The 14,186-nt window shown below is 58.4% G+C and carries 18 protein-coding genes; 11 read left to right on the top strand and 7 right to left on the bottom strand.

Annotation, left to right across the window (positions count from 1 at the left end):
• Positions 1–15: 15 nt before the first annotated feature.
• A complete protein-coding gene (locus GSQ91_RS17495) occupies positions 16–1,104 on the top strand; it encodes a hypothetical protein (RefSeq protein ID WP_158823039.1) in 1,089 nt (362 codons plus the stop codon).
• A gap of 135 nt (positions 1,105–1,239) precedes the next feature.
• Here GSQ91_RS17495 and GSQ91_RS17490 read toward each other — a convergent pair whose 3' ends face one another.
• Together GSQ91_RS17490 and tadA are read right to left on the bottom strand one after the other, a co-directional pair.
• Positions 1,240–1,635, bottom strand: a complete 396-nt coding sequence (locus tag GSQ91_RS17490; protein WP_158823038.1) for a DUF3175 domain-containing protein — start codon at positions 1,633–1,635, stop codon at positions 1,240–1,242.
• Positions 1,622–2,167, bottom strand: coding sequence for a tRNA adenosine(34) deaminase TadA (gene tadA, locus GSQ91_RS17485; protein WP_174240702.1), 546 nt, complete (start codon positions 2,165–2,167; stop codon positions 1,622–1,624). The genes GSQ91_RS17490 and tadA overlap by 14 nt, the downstream gene beginning before the upstream one ends.
• A gap of 126 nt (positions 2,168–2,293) precedes the next feature.
• Between tadA and GSQ91_RS17480 the strand changes: the two genes are divergently transcribed.
• Entirely contained in the window at positions 2,294–2,707 is a 414-nt protein-coding gene (locus GSQ91_RS17480; RefSeq protein ID WP_158823037.1) for a heme-binding protein, read from the top strand.
• A 125-nt stretch (positions 2,708–2,832) separates the two neighbouring features.
• On the opposite strand, the gene GSQ91_RS17475 is transcribed toward GSQ91_RS17480, so the two are convergent.
• On the bottom strand, positions 2,833–3,036 hold the full coding sequence (locus tag GSQ91_RS17475) for a hypothetical protein (protein WP_158823036.1): 204 nt from the start codon (positions 3,034–3,036) through the stop codon (positions 2,833–2,835).
• Positions 3,037–3,161: 125 nt separating this feature from the next.
• Between GSQ91_RS17475 and GSQ91_RS17470 the strand changes: the two genes are divergently transcribed.
• Positions 3,162–4,319 carry a dipeptidase gene (locus GSQ91_RS17470; RefSeq protein WP_158823035.1) on the top strand — a complete coding sequence of 386 codons (1,158 nt, stop codon included), beginning with the start codon at positions 3,162–3,164 and terminating at the stop codon, positions 4,317–4,319.
• Between the two features lie 103 nt (positions 4,320–4,422).
• Here GSQ91_RS17470 and GSQ91_RS17465 read toward each other — a convergent pair whose 3' ends face one another.
• Positions 4,423–4,716, bottom strand: coding sequence for a putative quinol monooxygenase (locus GSQ91_RS17465; RefSeq protein WP_158823034.1), 294 nt, complete (start codon positions 4,714–4,716; stop codon positions 4,423–4,425).
• A 127-nt stretch (positions 4,717–4,843) separates the two neighbouring features.
• Between GSQ91_RS17465 and GSQ91_RS17460 the strand changes: the two genes are divergently transcribed.
• Positions 4,844–5,611, top strand: a complete 768-nt coding sequence (locus GSQ91_RS17460; RefSeq protein WP_158823033.1) for a peptidylprolyl isomerase — start codon at positions 4,844–4,846, stop codon at positions 5,609–5,611.
• A gap of 116 nt (positions 5,612–5,727) precedes the next feature.
• Positions 5,728–6,234: a peptidylprolyl isomerase gene (locus GSQ91_RS17455; protein WP_158823032.1), complete on the top strand. Its 507-nt coding sequence runs from the start codon at positions 5,728–5,730 to the stop codon at positions 6,232–6,234.
• A 68-nt stretch (positions 6,235–6,302) separates the two neighbouring features.
• Here GSQ91_RS17455 and mdh read toward each other — a convergent pair whose 3' ends face one another.
• Positions 6,303–7,232: a malate dehydrogenase gene (mdh, locus tag GSQ91_RS17450; RefSeq protein ID WP_158823031.1), complete on the bottom strand. Its 930-nt coding sequence runs from the start codon at positions 7,230–7,232 to the stop codon at positions 6,303–6,305.
• 168 nt (positions 7,233–7,400) lie between these two features.
• Between mdh and GSQ91_RS17445 the strand changes: the two genes are divergently transcribed.
• Positions 7,401–7,652 carry a type II toxin-antitoxin system Phd/YefM family antitoxin gene (locus GSQ91_RS17445; protein ID WP_158823030.1) on the top strand — a complete coding sequence of 84 codons (252 nt, stop codon included), beginning with the start codon at positions 7,401–7,403 and terminating at the stop codon, positions 7,650–7,652.
• Positions 7,622–8,065 carry a PIN domain-containing protein gene (locus tag GSQ91_RS17440; RefSeq protein WP_216845301.1) on the top strand — a complete coding sequence of 148 codons (444 nt, stop codon included), beginning with the start codon at positions 7,622–7,624 and terminating at the stop codon, positions 8,063–8,065. The genes GSQ91_RS17445 and GSQ91_RS17440 overlap by 31 nt, the downstream gene beginning before the upstream one ends.
• On the opposite strand, the gene GSQ91_RS17435 is transcribed toward GSQ91_RS17440, so the two are convergent.
• Together GSQ91_RS17435 and GSQ91_RS17430 are read right to left on the bottom strand one after the other, a co-directional pair.
• A complete protein-coding gene (locus GSQ91_RS17435) occupies positions 8,066–9,469 on the bottom strand; it encodes an NADP-dependent isocitrate dehydrogenase (RefSeq protein WP_158823029.1) in 1,404 nt (467 codons plus the stop codon).
• Between the two features lie 159 nt (positions 9,470–9,628).
• Positions 9,629–11,062, bottom strand: coding sequence for a glutamine synthetase family protein (locus tag GSQ91_RS17430; protein WP_158823028.1), 1,434 nt, complete (start codon positions 11,060–11,062; stop codon positions 9,629–9,631).
• A 515-nt stretch (positions 11,063–11,577) separates the two neighbouring features.
• On the opposite strand from GSQ91_RS17430, the gene GSQ91_RS17425 reads away from it, so the two are divergent.
• From GSQ91_RS17425 to GSQ91_RS17410, 4 genes are all read left to right on the top strand, one after another.
• On the top strand, positions 11,578–12,141 hold the full coding sequence (locus GSQ91_RS17425; protein ID WP_254064666.1) for a pyruvoyl-dependent arginine decarboxylase: 564 nt from the start codon (positions 11,578–11,580) through the stop codon (positions 12,139–12,141).
• A gap of 344 nt (positions 12,142–12,485) precedes the next feature.
• Complete coding sequence (locus GSQ91_RS17420; RefSeq protein ID WP_158823027.1) at positions 12,486–12,695, top strand: hypothetical protein; 210 nt, start codon at positions 12,486–12,488, stop codon at positions 12,693–12,695.
• Positions 12,688–13,626 carry a carbon-nitrogen hydrolase gene (locus GSQ91_RS17415; RefSeq protein ID WP_158823026.1) on the top strand — a complete coding sequence of 313 codons (939 nt, stop codon included), beginning with the start codon at positions 12,688–12,690 and terminating at the stop codon, positions 13,624–13,626. Before GSQ91_RS17420 ends, GSQ91_RS17415 begins: the two co-directional genes overlap by 8 nt.
• 20 nt (positions 13,627–13,646) lie before the next feature.
• The gene (locus GSQ91_RS17410) at positions 13,647–14,156 is read left to right on the top strand and encodes a hypothetical protein (protein ID WP_158823025.1); all 510 of its coding nucleotides are present in this window, start codon (positions 13,647–13,649) and stop codon (positions 14,154–14,156) included.
• The last annotated feature ends 30 nt before the right edge of the window (positions 14,157–14,186 follow it).

Raw genomic sequence — 14,186 nt, 5'->3', positions numbered from 1 at the left:
TTAGGAGCAGAAAGAATGTCCCGTCGCTATACGATCTCTGTCACCGCCGCGCTGCTGTTCGCATCGGCCTATGCAACGTCCCAGACCGGCCAGCCCAGTCCCCAATCCAATCTCCAGAACGACCCGCAGGCCTACTGTGCGTATCTCGCTGAGCAGGCCGCGGCGCAGAGCGATCTGCTGCGTACGCCCAATGCGCTTGGTGCGTTCACCCAGCCCGAGACCGGCCTTCCCACGCAACTCGTCGCGGGTGCGTCGCTTAGCCTTTCGAGCTATAAAAAGGCCGGGATCACTGTCGATGCCGCGCGCAAGAACTGCGATCTCTACAAGGCCACGACGGGCGTCCAGCAATATCTTCAATACGCGCTCCCCAGCATCGAGAAGCAGGCGCTTACCCACCGCCTCGATCTGATTGAGCAGGCGATGAAGTCGCTTGACGATCTTATCGACAAGAGTTCGAAGATGGTGGAAGCCCAGAACATGACCCGCCCCATGCTTCTGGAGCTTCAGGTGAACAGGATCAAGCTCGAAGCGGATCGCGCGGATACGCAGTCGAAGATCGCGGCTCTCTATGTGCCGCAGCTTGCGGCCCAGTCGCTCAAGCAGCAGGTGGCCGACAAGCAGGCCACCGACATTGCTGAGCAGAAGGCGCAGGACAAGCTTGCGCGCCAAAACAACTGGGACGTTGCGCTTACCGTGGGCGCCCATCAGCAGATTAATCCGGTAGCCAATAGCGTGGAACCTTACGGAGAGGTGACTGCGACGTATAACTTCGCCAGCCGTGCGATTGACCGGCATCTGGACCGTGCGGTCGATGCGTATGCGGGTTGGAAGAAGGTGCAGGAGGGCGATGTTGTCCGAAATATGGATGTACTGCGCGCACAGGTTACGGACAACATCGCCGCGCAGGAGAACAGGCTCAAATCCCTCCAGCAGGAGTCGCAGCAGATCGAGAAGAGCCTGCAATTGGTGAACGACGCGGATACTACGGCTGCTTTGGATTTTCGCAATCAGCTCAGCAGCACGCAGCTTCTCCTGGGGATTGAAGTGGGTGATGCTAGTTTTCGGCTGGAATCTTTGCGGGATTTTTTGAATAGAAATTATTGATGGAGACGAGTCACGTCCAGCGTTGGGGTGGCTCCCAGGCGTGTCATTCAATTGCCATCGTTCCGCCGCGCCCGTTGCGTCAAGGTTTTTGTAGCACCCTGCAGTGGAACGATGGCAGAAATCGATAACACGCCGCTAGCGTGCGGTCGATTTTTTCGACGCACTCTTCTTTTTGGCGGCCTTCTTCAGAGCTGATTTCTTTGCAGGCGCCTTTGCTTTCGCAATGATGTCGGAGAGCAGATCCTTCGCCCGCTCCAACGTAGCTATACGCCCTTTGGAGAGGTTCTTCCCGGCGCGGTTGATATAGAAGTTCAGCATTTGCATGCCCGAGGCAGGACCCTTCGGCGAGACGCGCTTGGTGGCGAGCGCTTGGGCGATCTTCGGGGCGCTTTGCAGGAAGAGTTCGTGGTCGGGATGTGTGGAGTCGGTATCGACTTTGGCGGACCAACGGCGCGAAGGTGGGGTGGTGGACCTTTTCGTGGCTGACTTCTTCGTAGCGGACTTCTTTGCGGGAGCTTTACGGGTTGCCATCGGTGTTGCCCTCCGTCAACAAGTCTGATGCGGACTGGTTGCTGGAGGTTTGCGATGCCCGGCGAGCGCGAAAGAAATTGGTGAGCATGGCACTGCACTCTTCGGCGAGCACGCCTTCGACGACCTCAACGCGATGGTTGAGTGCGGGATGATTCATTACGGAAAGCACAGATCCGCAGGCACCGGCCTTGGGGTCGCGTGCGGCGAAGACGAGGCGGGCGATGCGCGCGTGCAGGATGGCTCCCGCGCACATCGCACAGGGCTCAAGCGTGCAGTAGAGCGTGCAGCCGCCCTCCGGTGTCAGGAGGCGGTAGTTGGAGAGTGCGAGGCCGGCGGCGCGGAGGGCGACGATCTCGGCGTGGGCTGTGGGGTCGTTGGTGCGGAGAACATGGTTGTTGCCGCGTCCGACGATCTGCCCCGTGGGCGAGACGATGATGGCACCGACAGGGACCTCGCCCGCGATCTCGGCGGCGCGCGCCTCGGCGATGGCGAGTTGCATGAAGTCTGTGTCGGCGGCAGGGAAGTCGGACATACTCTGGAAAGAGTATCCGATAGACGACCTTTTGGTGAGAAAAGACCGGGAAGGTCAACGGTGGAAACCTTGTCCTTGCATCCAATCGTCTGACGTACGTTACTAGCTGAAGGAGAACTTCTTAACATGAGCAACATCGTCAAGACTCTGCAACTCGTCGACGCCCGCCGCATCATCGCCGCCGCCACCAAGAAGGCCGAGGAGATCAAACAGCCCATGTGCATCGCTGTCGCCGACGCAGGCGGCCACCTGGTTGCCTTCGAGCGCATGGAGAATGCCTGGCTGGGCTCCATTGATATCGCTCAGAAGAAGGCCTGGACCTCGCGTGCCTTCGACATCGAAACGGGCCAACTCGCAGCCCACTCACAGTCCGGCGGCCAATTCTTCGGTATCCATGCGTCCAACGATGGCAAGGTCATGATCTTCGCCGGGGGCATTCCTATCAAGCAGGATGACAAAGTGGTTGGGTCTATCGGCGTGAGTGGTGGCTCTGGTGAGCAGGATCATAGCGTTGCAGAGGCTGGGGCAGCGGCGTTTTAGAGCCGTAACCAGAAAAGCAAAAACCAGGAACAGCACAGCAACAACGAAGCCCCGCACCAAGCGGGGCTTCGTTGTTGACATATCCATCTGCTACATGGATTACTGCCATCCTGTTTTATGTTGATCTATTTCGTAAAGATCGAATTTCCCGGATCTTTCGTCTCGTTAGCGTGCTCCCGATTCTGCGCGCGCTTGGCGCTCTCCATCGCTGCCTGGTCGATGCGTTCCGTCGGAGTTCTGGCCCCGGTGATCGGGTTGCCACCAGTGTCCTCGATCGCTTCATGCGAAGGTCGTGATGCTGTCTTGGTTGCATTTACGCCAATTCCCATAAATCACCTCTGCCCTAGACAGATGGCCTGCATCGCTCGCGGGTTGCCGTCTCCTCCAGTATGAATTTCTCCGCATTGTTACAATCAAGCCTCGCAGCCAGCACAACACCTGCGGTCTCAATCACATGCAAGATCCCGCAAAATTTCACGCCTCCACTCTCGTCATCGATACCCACGCCGATACTCCGCAGCGCTTTGTGGATGAGGGCTGGAACTTCTCCGATCCGCTGGGCGGAGGCATGCTGAACCTCGAGAGTGCGCGGCGGGGCAACCTCTCCGCTGAGTTCCTTGCCATCTGGGTGGAGCCTACTCAGTGGCGTGGCCGCTACGCGTTCCGTACTCTGCAACTCATCGACGGCGTCTACGAGCAGCTTCGCAAACACCCCACCACGATGCGTCTCGGCCTTACGCCTGCAGACATCGTGCAGGCTCATCAGGACTGCGTCTTCTGTGCGCTCCTGGGGATTGAAGGCGGACATTCGATCGAAGCCGATCTCGGCCTGTTGCGCGTCTATCACCGCCTGGGAGTGCGCTATATGACGCTCACCTGGTCCAACAGCAACGAGTGGGCCGATAGCTCCGGCGACCTCAACGATCCCCGCGTGCAGCACCATGATGGGCTTACACGTTTCGGACGCAGCGTGATCCGCGAGATGAACAGCCTCGGCATGATGGTCGATGTGAGCCACGTGTCCGACAAAACCTTTTGGGATGTGCTGCAGACAACACACGCGCCTATCATCGCGTCGCACTCCAGCGCGCGGGCTCTCACCGATTCAGCGCGCAACCTTACCGACGAACAGCTGCGCGCCGTCGCGACCAACAACGGTGTCGTGATGGTGAACTTCTATCCTTCGTTCATCGACGACAACTGGCGCACCGCCTGGTCTGCAACACAGCCGCAACGCGAACCACTCTATGCGGCCGCGGCTGCTCCTTATCTCGAACGCGGTGAGCCCGTTCCCTATGCGGTTCCTCTTGCGGTCGACCGCGAGTTCTACGCGCAGCATCCCATACCGCTTGCGCCACTGGAGTCGTTGATCGACCACTTCGATCATGTCGCCCAGGTGGCGGGCATCGACCACGTCGGCATTGGCTCGGATTTCGACGGCTTTGCGCTGCTGCCTGCGGAGATCGCCAGCGCCGCGGATCTGCCAAAGATCACTGCCGCACTTCTGCAACGTGGCTATACCGAGGAGCAGATGAAGAAGCTCCTCGGCGGCAATCTCCTTCGTGTCTTCGCCGATGTCCAGGCAGCGGCGGAAAAAGAGCAAGAGCCTTAACGCAGGGGGCGCGGAGGTTTCGCGGAGGTCGCCACGGTTTCCATCGCGACCTCCGCGAAACCTCCGCGCCCCCTGCGTTAAAAGGCCCTTGCCGTTGCTTGTTCTACTTCGACGCCAGAACGTCCATCTTCTCAATCCGTATCTCATTCGAGAACAAATCTGGCGCGTTCGCCATTAATGCCTTCGCAATTTCGCCGCTCAGATGAGCATCGCGGCCTTCATCGCCAGCAAACGTGTCGAACACACCATAAACACCTGGCCCCATCTTGACTCCATACCAGTTCACCGTGAGCGGTTCTTCCTTAGCCAACAAAGCACCCTGGCTCAGAAACGCCTCTATCTCTGCCTCTTTGCCCGGCTTCGCCTTCAACATCACCCAGATTGCCTTTTTGACCACGATTGAATCCTCCTGAGACATGGGATATACGATGCCATAGAAACGTTACATGGAATCCGAAATGGCCTCTTATTCCTAAGTCGCGCCTTTGCCCTGTCCGCCTCTTCGGAGTAGCCTTATACCTGAAATGACGTTCGCGAACCTCAAGCTCCCAGCCCTCCTCTGCTCGCTCGTCCTCTCAGCCACAGCAGCCAAGGTTTCTTCAGCACAGGCCACGACTCCGGCCCAATTACCTGACGCACCCAGCACGACCGCGCATGACGCGCCACCTGCTGAGCCCACAGGCCCAACCGTTGTCTTCGATACCACGATGGGCCGGCTCACCTGCAAGCTCTTCGACAAGGAAGCGCCTGCTACTGTCGCCAACTTCATCGGACTCGCCACGGGCACGAAGACGTGGACCGACTCTACGACGCAGAAGAAGATTACCGGTACGCCCTTCTACGACGGCACAACCTTTCACCGCGTCATCCCCAACTTTATGATCCAGGGCGGAGACCGTCTTGGAACTGGTGCCGGCGACCCCGGCTTCTACTTTGAGGACGAGTTCTCACCCGCGCTTCGCTTCGATGTCCCTGGCCGCTTGGCCATGGCCAACTCCGGCCCCAACACCAACGGCTCGCAGTTCTTCATCACCGAAGGTCCGGTTCCGGATCTCAACGGCAAGCACACAATCTTCGGCCAGTGTGACGCGCACACCGTTCTGCTCGTCGCTTCGATCGCTCGCGTTGAACGCAACGCCGAGGACAAGCCTCTTACCCCGGTTGTCATGAACAAAGTGACGATCGTTCCCGACGGCAAGCCCCTTCCACCGGAGCCTGTTGTTCCAGGGGCTGCGCCTGCCAGCACCCAACCTGCAGCCCCACAACCTGCGGCCCAGCCCCAGCCCAAGTAAGGGAATCAATACGCCCTTCCTCGCAGCTGATTTTCTTGTAGCTCGTTGCTGGAAAGAAACCACCGCGAGACCTCGCAAAGCATCCAATCCTCAACTAACAAACGTAAGGAGAACCAATGCCCACTACCGCAACCTTCAAGACCTCCGAAGGCACCATCGTCTGTAAGCTCTTCGAGACCGAAGCTCCCGAGACGGTCGCCAACTTCATCGGTCTGGCCGAAGGCACCAAAGAGTGGAACTCGCGCTCGAAGAAGGGCGCCAAGCTGTTTGACGGCACCGTCTTTCACCGCGTCATTCCCGAGTTCATGATCCAGGGCGGCGACCCCGAAGGCAACGGCATGGGCGGCCCCGGCTACAAGTTTGCCGACGAGACCAAAGGCAGCCCACACCACTTCAAGGCTCCAGGCAAACTCGCCATGGCTAACTCCGGCCCCAATACCAACGGCTCGCAGTTCTTCATCACCGTCACCGATACCAGCTGGCTCACCGGCAAGCACACCATCTTCGGCGAAGTTACCGAGGGGTATGACATCGTCGAGAAGATCAGCAAGGTCGCCCGCGACGGCATGGACCGGCCCAAGACGGCGGTTGTGCTGGAGAGCGTCACGATCAACCGCAGCTAGTTTGTTTGCCAGAAGCACGAAGGGCTCGCCTAGGCGAGCCCTTCGTGCTTCAGCACATCATGCGCTGCTTACGCGACGCCGATCACGGTACACAGCTCGCGCACCGCTTCCGCACTCTTGTTTAGCGCAGCCTGCTCCTCGGCCGTGAGCTTGATCTCGATGATCTGCTCCAGCCCCTTCTCGCCCAGTTTGCACGGCACACCAACGTACAGCCCGTTGATGCCGTACTCGCCCTGCAGATACGCGGCGCACGGAAGGATCTTCTTCTTGTCCTTCAGTATTGCCTCGACCATCTCCACAGCCGCCGCCGAAGGCGCGTAGTACGCCGATCCCGTCTTGAGATGCTTCACAATCTCCGCACCGCCATTGGCTGTGCGCGTCTCCAGCTCCTTCAACCGCGTGGGCTCGATCAGCTCCGTGATGGGAATGCCGGCCACCGTCGAGTAGCGCGACAACGGCACCATCGTGTCGCCGTGTCCGCCGAGCACGAACGCTGTAACGTTCTCCACCGACACCTTCAACTCTTCCGCGATGAACGTGCGGAAGCGCGCGGAGTCGAGCACACCGGCCATGCCGATCACGCGCTCGCGCGGCAGCCCGGCCTTCTTGAAGGCGGTCTGCGCCATCGCGTCGAGGGGATTCGACACGATAACGAGGATGGCATTGGGAGAAGCCTTCACGGACTTCTCGACCACATCGCTCATGATCTTGAAGTTGGTGTTCAACAGGTCGTCGCGGCTCATGCCGGGCTTGCGTGCAATGCCGGCAGTGATCACAACGATGTCGGAGTTCGCGGTATCGGCATAGTCGTTCGTGCCCAGGATCGCGCAATCGCGCTTCTCGATGGGCATGGCCTGCAGCAGATCCAGCGCCTTGCCCTGGGGCACGCCTTCGATCACGTCGATCAGCACAACGTCCGCGAGTTCCTTTGCTGCAATCCAATGAGCGGCAGTAGCGCCGACGTTGCCGGCTCCGACAATAGTGACTTTCTTACGCATGGTGAATGAAATCTCCAGAAGAGTATGGCGCCCGTAGCGCCCGCGGTCGCAGGCTCTTGCGTGTCGTCCCTTTAATGATACCTTCCGGCGGCCAGACCATCGACCGCTAACCGACCAATCCCTTCCATAAGTGCTAATCTAGTCAGGTAACTAGTCAGGGGTGTTTGGATGGCAACGTGGCAACTACAGGAAGCGAAGGCAAAGTTGAGCGAAGTGATCGATATCGCACAGAAGAAAGGCCCACAGATCATCACCCAACGCGGAGTGAAGACCGCAGTGATCCATTCTTTTGAGGAATGGGAACAGAGCCAGCAGTCGAAGAAACCGACGCTTCTTGAAATTCTCCAGTCTGGTCCACAAGGGGATCTGCCTATTCCGCCTCGCGGCAGTTGGAAGATGCGAAAGCCGGTGAAGTTTTGAGGTTTTTGCTGGACACAAACGTGATCTCCGAGCTTCGTAAACCACGACCACATGGAGGCGTGTTGGCTTGGATGCAAGCCTACCCAACCGACGCGTTTGCTACACCAACGATAGCTCTTTTTGAATTACAGATCGGTACAGAGAAGCTGCGCCTGCAGGATCCTGTGCGTGCCCAGGAGTTCGACTTCTGGATTGACCGAATAGCCGGAGGAAGCACTATACTTTCGCTCGATGCAGCGGCTGCGCGTCTCGCTGCACGCCTCATGGAGAAGCAAGCCATGGAGTTGATGGCAGATGCGATGATAGCTGCGATCGCAAAAGTCAACGGACTCACCGTGGCGACACGAAACACCCGTGATTTCGTGCGTTTCGATGTGCCACTAGTGAACCCATTCACGTTTGAACGTCTGTAATTACCCCATATTCTCAATCATCCGGTTGGCGAACTCACTCGTCTTGGCCTTCGTCGCACCCTGCATCTGCCGTTCGAAGTCATACGTCACAAACTTCTGCTGAATGGTCTTTTCCATCGAGCTTTCGATCAGCCGTGCCGCCTCGTTCCAGCCCAGAAAGTCGAAGAGCATTACGCCAGAAAGTATGACCGACCCCGGATTGATGACATCCTTGTCCGCATACTTCGGCGCCGTTCCATGCGTTGCCTCGAAGACCGCATAGCCATCGCCGATGTTCGCTCCCGGCGCGATTCCCAGCCCACCCACCTGCGCTGCCGCGGCGTCGGAGATGTAGTCGCCGTTGAGGTTCGTCGTCGCGAGCACGCTGTAGTCCGAAGGACGAATGATGATCTGCTGAAAGATTGAGTCGGCAATGCGATCGTTAATCAGGATCTTATTCTTCCACTGGCCATTGCCATGCGTTGCGCCGATGCTCGCCACTACATCGCGCACCTCCTGCACGATGCTCTCGCCGAACTCCTTCGCGGCAAACTCGATTCCGGGCTCGACCAGGGCGGCGTTTTCCTCGGGTGTCAGCTTGGGATTCTGTTCCAGGTTGCCCAGAATCCAACTCTCGCGTTCGGTCACCGTGTGTTCGCGAAACTCCTGGGTTGCGACCTCATAGCCCCACTCGCGAAACGCGCCCTCGGTGAACTTCTGGATGTTGCCCTTGTGCACCAGCGTCACGGTCTTGCGCTTGTGGTCGATCGCGTACTGAATCGCCGCGCGCACCAGGCGCTTCGAGCCTGTGATTGAGATTGGTTTTACGCCTACGCCGGAGTCCAGCCGCACCTTCTTCTTTGTGCCCTTCAGCATCTCGTCGTTCACAAATGCGATGAACTTCGCGGCCTCCGGCGTCCCCTCGCGGAACTCGATGCCCGCATAGATGTCCTCCGTGTTCTCGCGGAAGATGACCACATCGAGCTGCTCCGGATGCTTTACCGGGCTTGGCACGCCGCTGTAGTACTTCACCGGACGCACGCACTGGTACAGATCCATCAACTGTCGCAGCGCCACGTTCAGGCTGCGGATGCCACCGCCGACCGGCGTCGTCAGCGGTCCTTTGATCGACACGCGAAAGTCCACCGTCGCCTTTACGGTGTCGTCGGGCAGCCAGTTCTGCGTCTTGCGATAACTCTTCTCACCCGCCAGTACCTCAAACCACTTCACCGAGCGCTTGCCGCCGTAGGCCTTCTCGACTGCCGCATCGAACACGCGCTGCGACGCCCGCCAGATATCACGGCCTGTTCCATCGCCTTCAATGAATGGAACGATCGGATGATCGGGAACGGTGTACTTGCCGTTGCTGTATTCGATCGCCTGTCCGTCGCTGGGTACTGGAATGTCGTTGTAGCTGATCTGCATCGCGTGGGTCCCCTTATTCGAGATGCCGCCAACGTATCACCGGCAAAATACGCCTGGCAACGATTTACTACCGTGCTGAGCGGTAAACGCCCGCCGTCCCTAAACGCAAAAAAGCGCCCCAGCCGAAGCCGGGGCGCTTTGTATCTGCAGCGAAGGTATTTAGAACTGGCCCCACAGCAGCTGGTTGTACACGTCGTGGTGAAACTGAATCTCCGACGGCTTGACGATGGTGCCCAGAAGCCGCGCGGAGCGGTCTGCCGAGGCCTGCTTCAGATCGGCGTAGCGTGCCTTCACGTCTTCGCCCAGCAGTTCGGTCGTCCATTCCGCATTGCGGAAGTCTTCGAGAGCGGTGTAGATGTTGTCCGGCAGATACCGCTCAGCCTGGCGCAGGTTCTTGATCTTCGACGTGTTGCCCTGCAGTCCGGTCTTGAAGATCGAGTGCAGCACCATGTAGGGGTTCGCATCCGGTCCAACCGAACGAACCTCAACGCGCGCCGACTTCTCATTGCCGATGGGGATGCGCACCATCGAACCGCGATCGGTGGCCGAAGCCTTGATCTGGTTCGGAGCCTCGAAGTGAGGATCGAGACGGCGATACGCATTCACGCTGGCGTTGAGCAGCAGGCAGAGGTCGTTGCCGTGGGTGAGGATCTTGTCCACAAAACCCCATGCAAACTTCGAGACCTTCTCTTCGCCCTTCGGGTCCCAGAAGAGGTTCTTGCCGGCCTTGTTGGTGATCGAAACGTTGGTGTGCATGCCCGAGCCGTTCACGCCTGTAACAGGCTTCGGCAGGAAGCTCGCCGTCATGCCCATCTGCGTCGCAACCTGGCGACAGATCAGCTTGTAGAGCTGGATCTGATCGGCAGCCGCCACGACATCACCGTACGAGTAGTTGATCTCGAACTGCGAGGGAGCAACCTCAGGATGATCCTTCTCATTCTCAAAGCCCATCGCGCGCTGCACTTCAGCGGTTGTATCGATGAACTCACGCAGCGGGTCGCCCGGCAGTGAGTGGTAGTAGCCGCCCTGGTTGACGTACTCGAACTTGCCCGTCTCGTGGAACGTGCGCTCGGCGTCGATACCGTCGAAGAGGAAGCCTTCGATCTCGTTGGCTGCATTCAGCGTGTAGCCATTCTTCTCAAACTGCTCGTTGGCAAAGCTCTTCAGCACGCCGCGCAGATCGCCCGAGTAGTGTCCGCCGTTCTTGTCGATCACTTCGCCGAACACCAGCACCTTGCCGGAACCGAACACGTCGGCTGGCGTCCAGTAGAAAGCGCTCCAGTCGAGGCCGAGGCGAAGATCGCTCTCGCGCTGCGCCGTAAAGCCGCGGATCGAAGAGCCGTCGAATGTCAGGTTGTCATAGCTCTTGACCAGGAACTTCTTGTCGTAGTCGAGCATGTGCAGCCGGCCTTCGAGATCGGAGAAGAGCACGGTCACAGCCTTGATGCCCGGTGTATCGGTAAGGTACTTCAGGCGCTCTTCCTGGATAACTTCAGCAGACACGCGCTTTTTGCGCTGGTCTTTAGCCTTCAGGTTCAGGTCTTCCAGTTCTTCGTAGGACAATTCCAGAAAGTTGCGAAATTCGCTCGACATGGCACTCCTTGAGGACAGCTTCCGCTGCCGGGTGATGGATTTTTGCAAGGCAAGAACGGTGCAGGGGGAACAAATTACCGCGGCCGCGGGCAAACTTTGGGCCACATCTAAAGTTAGCAGAAATTCATCGTCAAGCAACATCGTCTTCATTGCGTTCTTGCCGTTTGTTTTTCGCCGCCATCCTGTATTTTGAGCGGCAGGGCAAACCCATCCTATTTCTCAACAAATTCGTGGCAGACAGCCAAAAAGCTTTGACGCAGAGGGCGCAGAGGAAAACGCAAAGGCGGCTACGACACCCTCTGCGACCTTTGCGAAACCTCTGCGTCCTCCGCGTTAAGGCTTTTGCTGTTGCTTGTTCTTCCTGGGTGCTGGTTGAAATTTAGAGGCGTTTGCCCTGATTCGAAAGGGGAATCTGCTTCTGACGTGCGATAATTTTTCTCCTGTGGCTGGGTATCTCCCGTCTCCGCCCCAGCTGGCGACAAGACTCACCGGCAACACACTGGAGGGTTCAAAAATTGGGCATAAATATGGTTCCCACGCGCCTGTTCTTCACCAAGGGCGTTGGCAAGCACAAAGAGCGCCTGACCTCGTTTGAGATGGCGCTGCGCGACGCCGGGGTCGCCGCACAGAATCTGGTTCGCGTGTCCTCCATCTTTCCGCCGCACTGCAAGCTGATTCCGCGCAAAGAGGGACTGAAGTTCCTGAACCCCGGCGAGGTCGTCTTCGCCGTCGTCGCGGAGAACTCTACGCGCGAGGCCCATCGCCTCGTCGCCAGCTCCATCGGCGTCGCCATCCCCTCGGACAAGAACGCCTACGGCTACCTCTCTGAGCACCACAGCTTCGGCGAAACCGAGGACCAAGCCGGCGACTACGCGGAAGAGCTGGCCGCCGAGATGCTCGCCACCACGCTCGACGTCGACTTCGATCCCGACAAGAGCTGGGACGAGAAGAAGGAGATCTACCGTATCTCCAATAAGATCGTCCGCACCGCGAACGTCACTCAATCCGCCGTCGGAGACAAAAACGGCAGATGGACGACGACCATTGCCGCGGCGATTTTGCTGTTCGAGGATAAGTAGATCGAAGCCAGTGAAATATTCTTAGAATTCAACGTTACGCAAGAACTGTGGAGTGATACGAGATCTAGCCCCGAAGGGGCGGCCCATCACAGCCCAGGGTGAAACCCTGGGTTTTGTGCCAAGAGGGTGACTGAGCCCTGAAAGGGCGACCTATGGGTGCAGCCTCGATAGATCGCCCTTTCAGGGCTCTGCTTTTTACAGTGCCCCGTAACCCAGGGTTTCACCCTGGGCTATGATGGGCAGCCCCTTCGGGGCTGGAGCCGTGCGAATCCATCGTTCTTGAGTAACATCAAATTAAGGAGGCTGCCTTATCCTGTGAGTCGGAGAACTCTAGAGACAACATCATGAAAAGGGATTTGCTGCTGGAGCACATGATTGAGCGCAACGAAGTTCTTCGCTCGACATATCCGATAGACGTCATCACAGCCCAGCGTCACTTTCACGGAATGCTTCGCGAAGTTGAAGCGACGGGAAGATCCTACGACTTTATATTGAGCGGTCGCCTCGTTGGGCGACTGCAGAGCGCATCAGAATCGAGTATTGTCCATGTCTAAAACCACCCGCGTCGCCCTCATCCAGATGTCCTGCGTCCCCTCCACCGAGGCCAACCTCGCAAAGGCCGTGGCCCGCGTGCGCGAGGCCGCCGAGAATGGGGCCAAACTCATCTGCCTGCCGGAGCTCTTCCGCGCGCAGTACTTCTGCCAGCGCGAAGAGCACGCGCTCTTCGATATCACCGAGTCCATCCCCGGCCCTTCCACTGCCGCGCTCAGTGAAGTCGTTCGCGAGCACAAGCTCGTCGTCATCGCCTCTTTGTTCGAGCGCCGCGCTCCGGGGCTGTATCACAACACCGCCGCCATTCTCGACCACACCAGCACCGCGCCGGATAATATCGCCGCGATCTATCGCAAGATGCACATTCCCGACGACCCGCTCTACTACGAGAAGTTCTATTTCACACCCGGTGATCTCGGGTTTCTGGCGCAGAAGACCTCCGCCGGCCCCATCGGCACACTCGTCTGCTGGGACCAGTGGTATCCCGAAGGGGCACGCGTCACCGCGCTCAAGGGTGCCGAGACGCTCTTCTTTCCCACCGCCATCGGCTGGCATCCCAGCGAGAAGGTTGAGTTCGGTGAGCGCCAGTATGACGCCTGGCAGACCATCCAGCGTGCCCACGCGATTGCCAACGGCGTCTTCGTCTGCGCCGTCAACCGTGTCGGCCACGAGCACGGCGACGTGGAGCACAACGGCGTCCTGATGGAAGGCCCCGGCGACCACACCCCCGCCAGCGGCCTCGAGTTCTGGGGCGGCAGCTTCATCGCGGATCCCTTCGGCCGCATCCTCGCTAAAGCCTCGCACGACAAGGAAGAGATTCTCTACGCCGACCTTGATTCAAGGGAAGTTGAGATCACACGCCAGCACTGGCCCTTCCTGCGCGATCGCAGGATCGACGCGTATGGTGGCATTACGAGCCGGTTCCTGGATTAAAGCAAAGGGCGAGGTAAGAGATGCTCAGTCTTGAAAGCCCGGAGTGGTCGAACCTCGTAGATGCCTATGGAGAAGCCTCTGGTATTCCTGGGCTACTGAGCCAGCTCGAGACATTCCCTTCCGATAGGGGGCGTGCCGAACCGTGGTTCTCTCTGTGGAGTGCACTCGCTCATCAAGGCGATGTTTATTCAGCTTCGTTTGCGGCCGTCCCACATGTTGTCAGAGTGCTCGCTCTCGCACCGGAACGAGCATCTGGTTCCTTTTTCCAGTTTCCTGCATGGGTTGAAATCTGCCGGCATCGCAAAAATGTATCTGTCCCTGATGCTTTATCGGCATCGTATACCCAGGCTATCGAAAGATTGCCGCATCTTGTCTGTGCCGTCGCAGCCCGGCCGTGGGATAAAGGCTTCCTCCACTGCGCTTTGGGTGCAATGGCTGTTGGCAAAGGATCTCCCGAATTGGCTGAAGTTTTACTTGAGCTAAGTCCAGATGATCTTAAAGATTTTCGTGAGTGGCAAAACTCGCGTTAGTACACTCGCCCTTGGAATACGTCTCAAGCA

The sequence above is a fragment of the Granulicella sp. S156 genome, assembly GCF_009766105.1.
Taxonomy (GTDB): Bacteria; Acidobacteriota; Terriglobia; order Terriglobales; family Acidobacteriaceae; genus Granulicella.
Note: the sequence above shows the minus strand (reverse complement) of the source record. Positions and strands in the feature narration are given on the sequence as shown.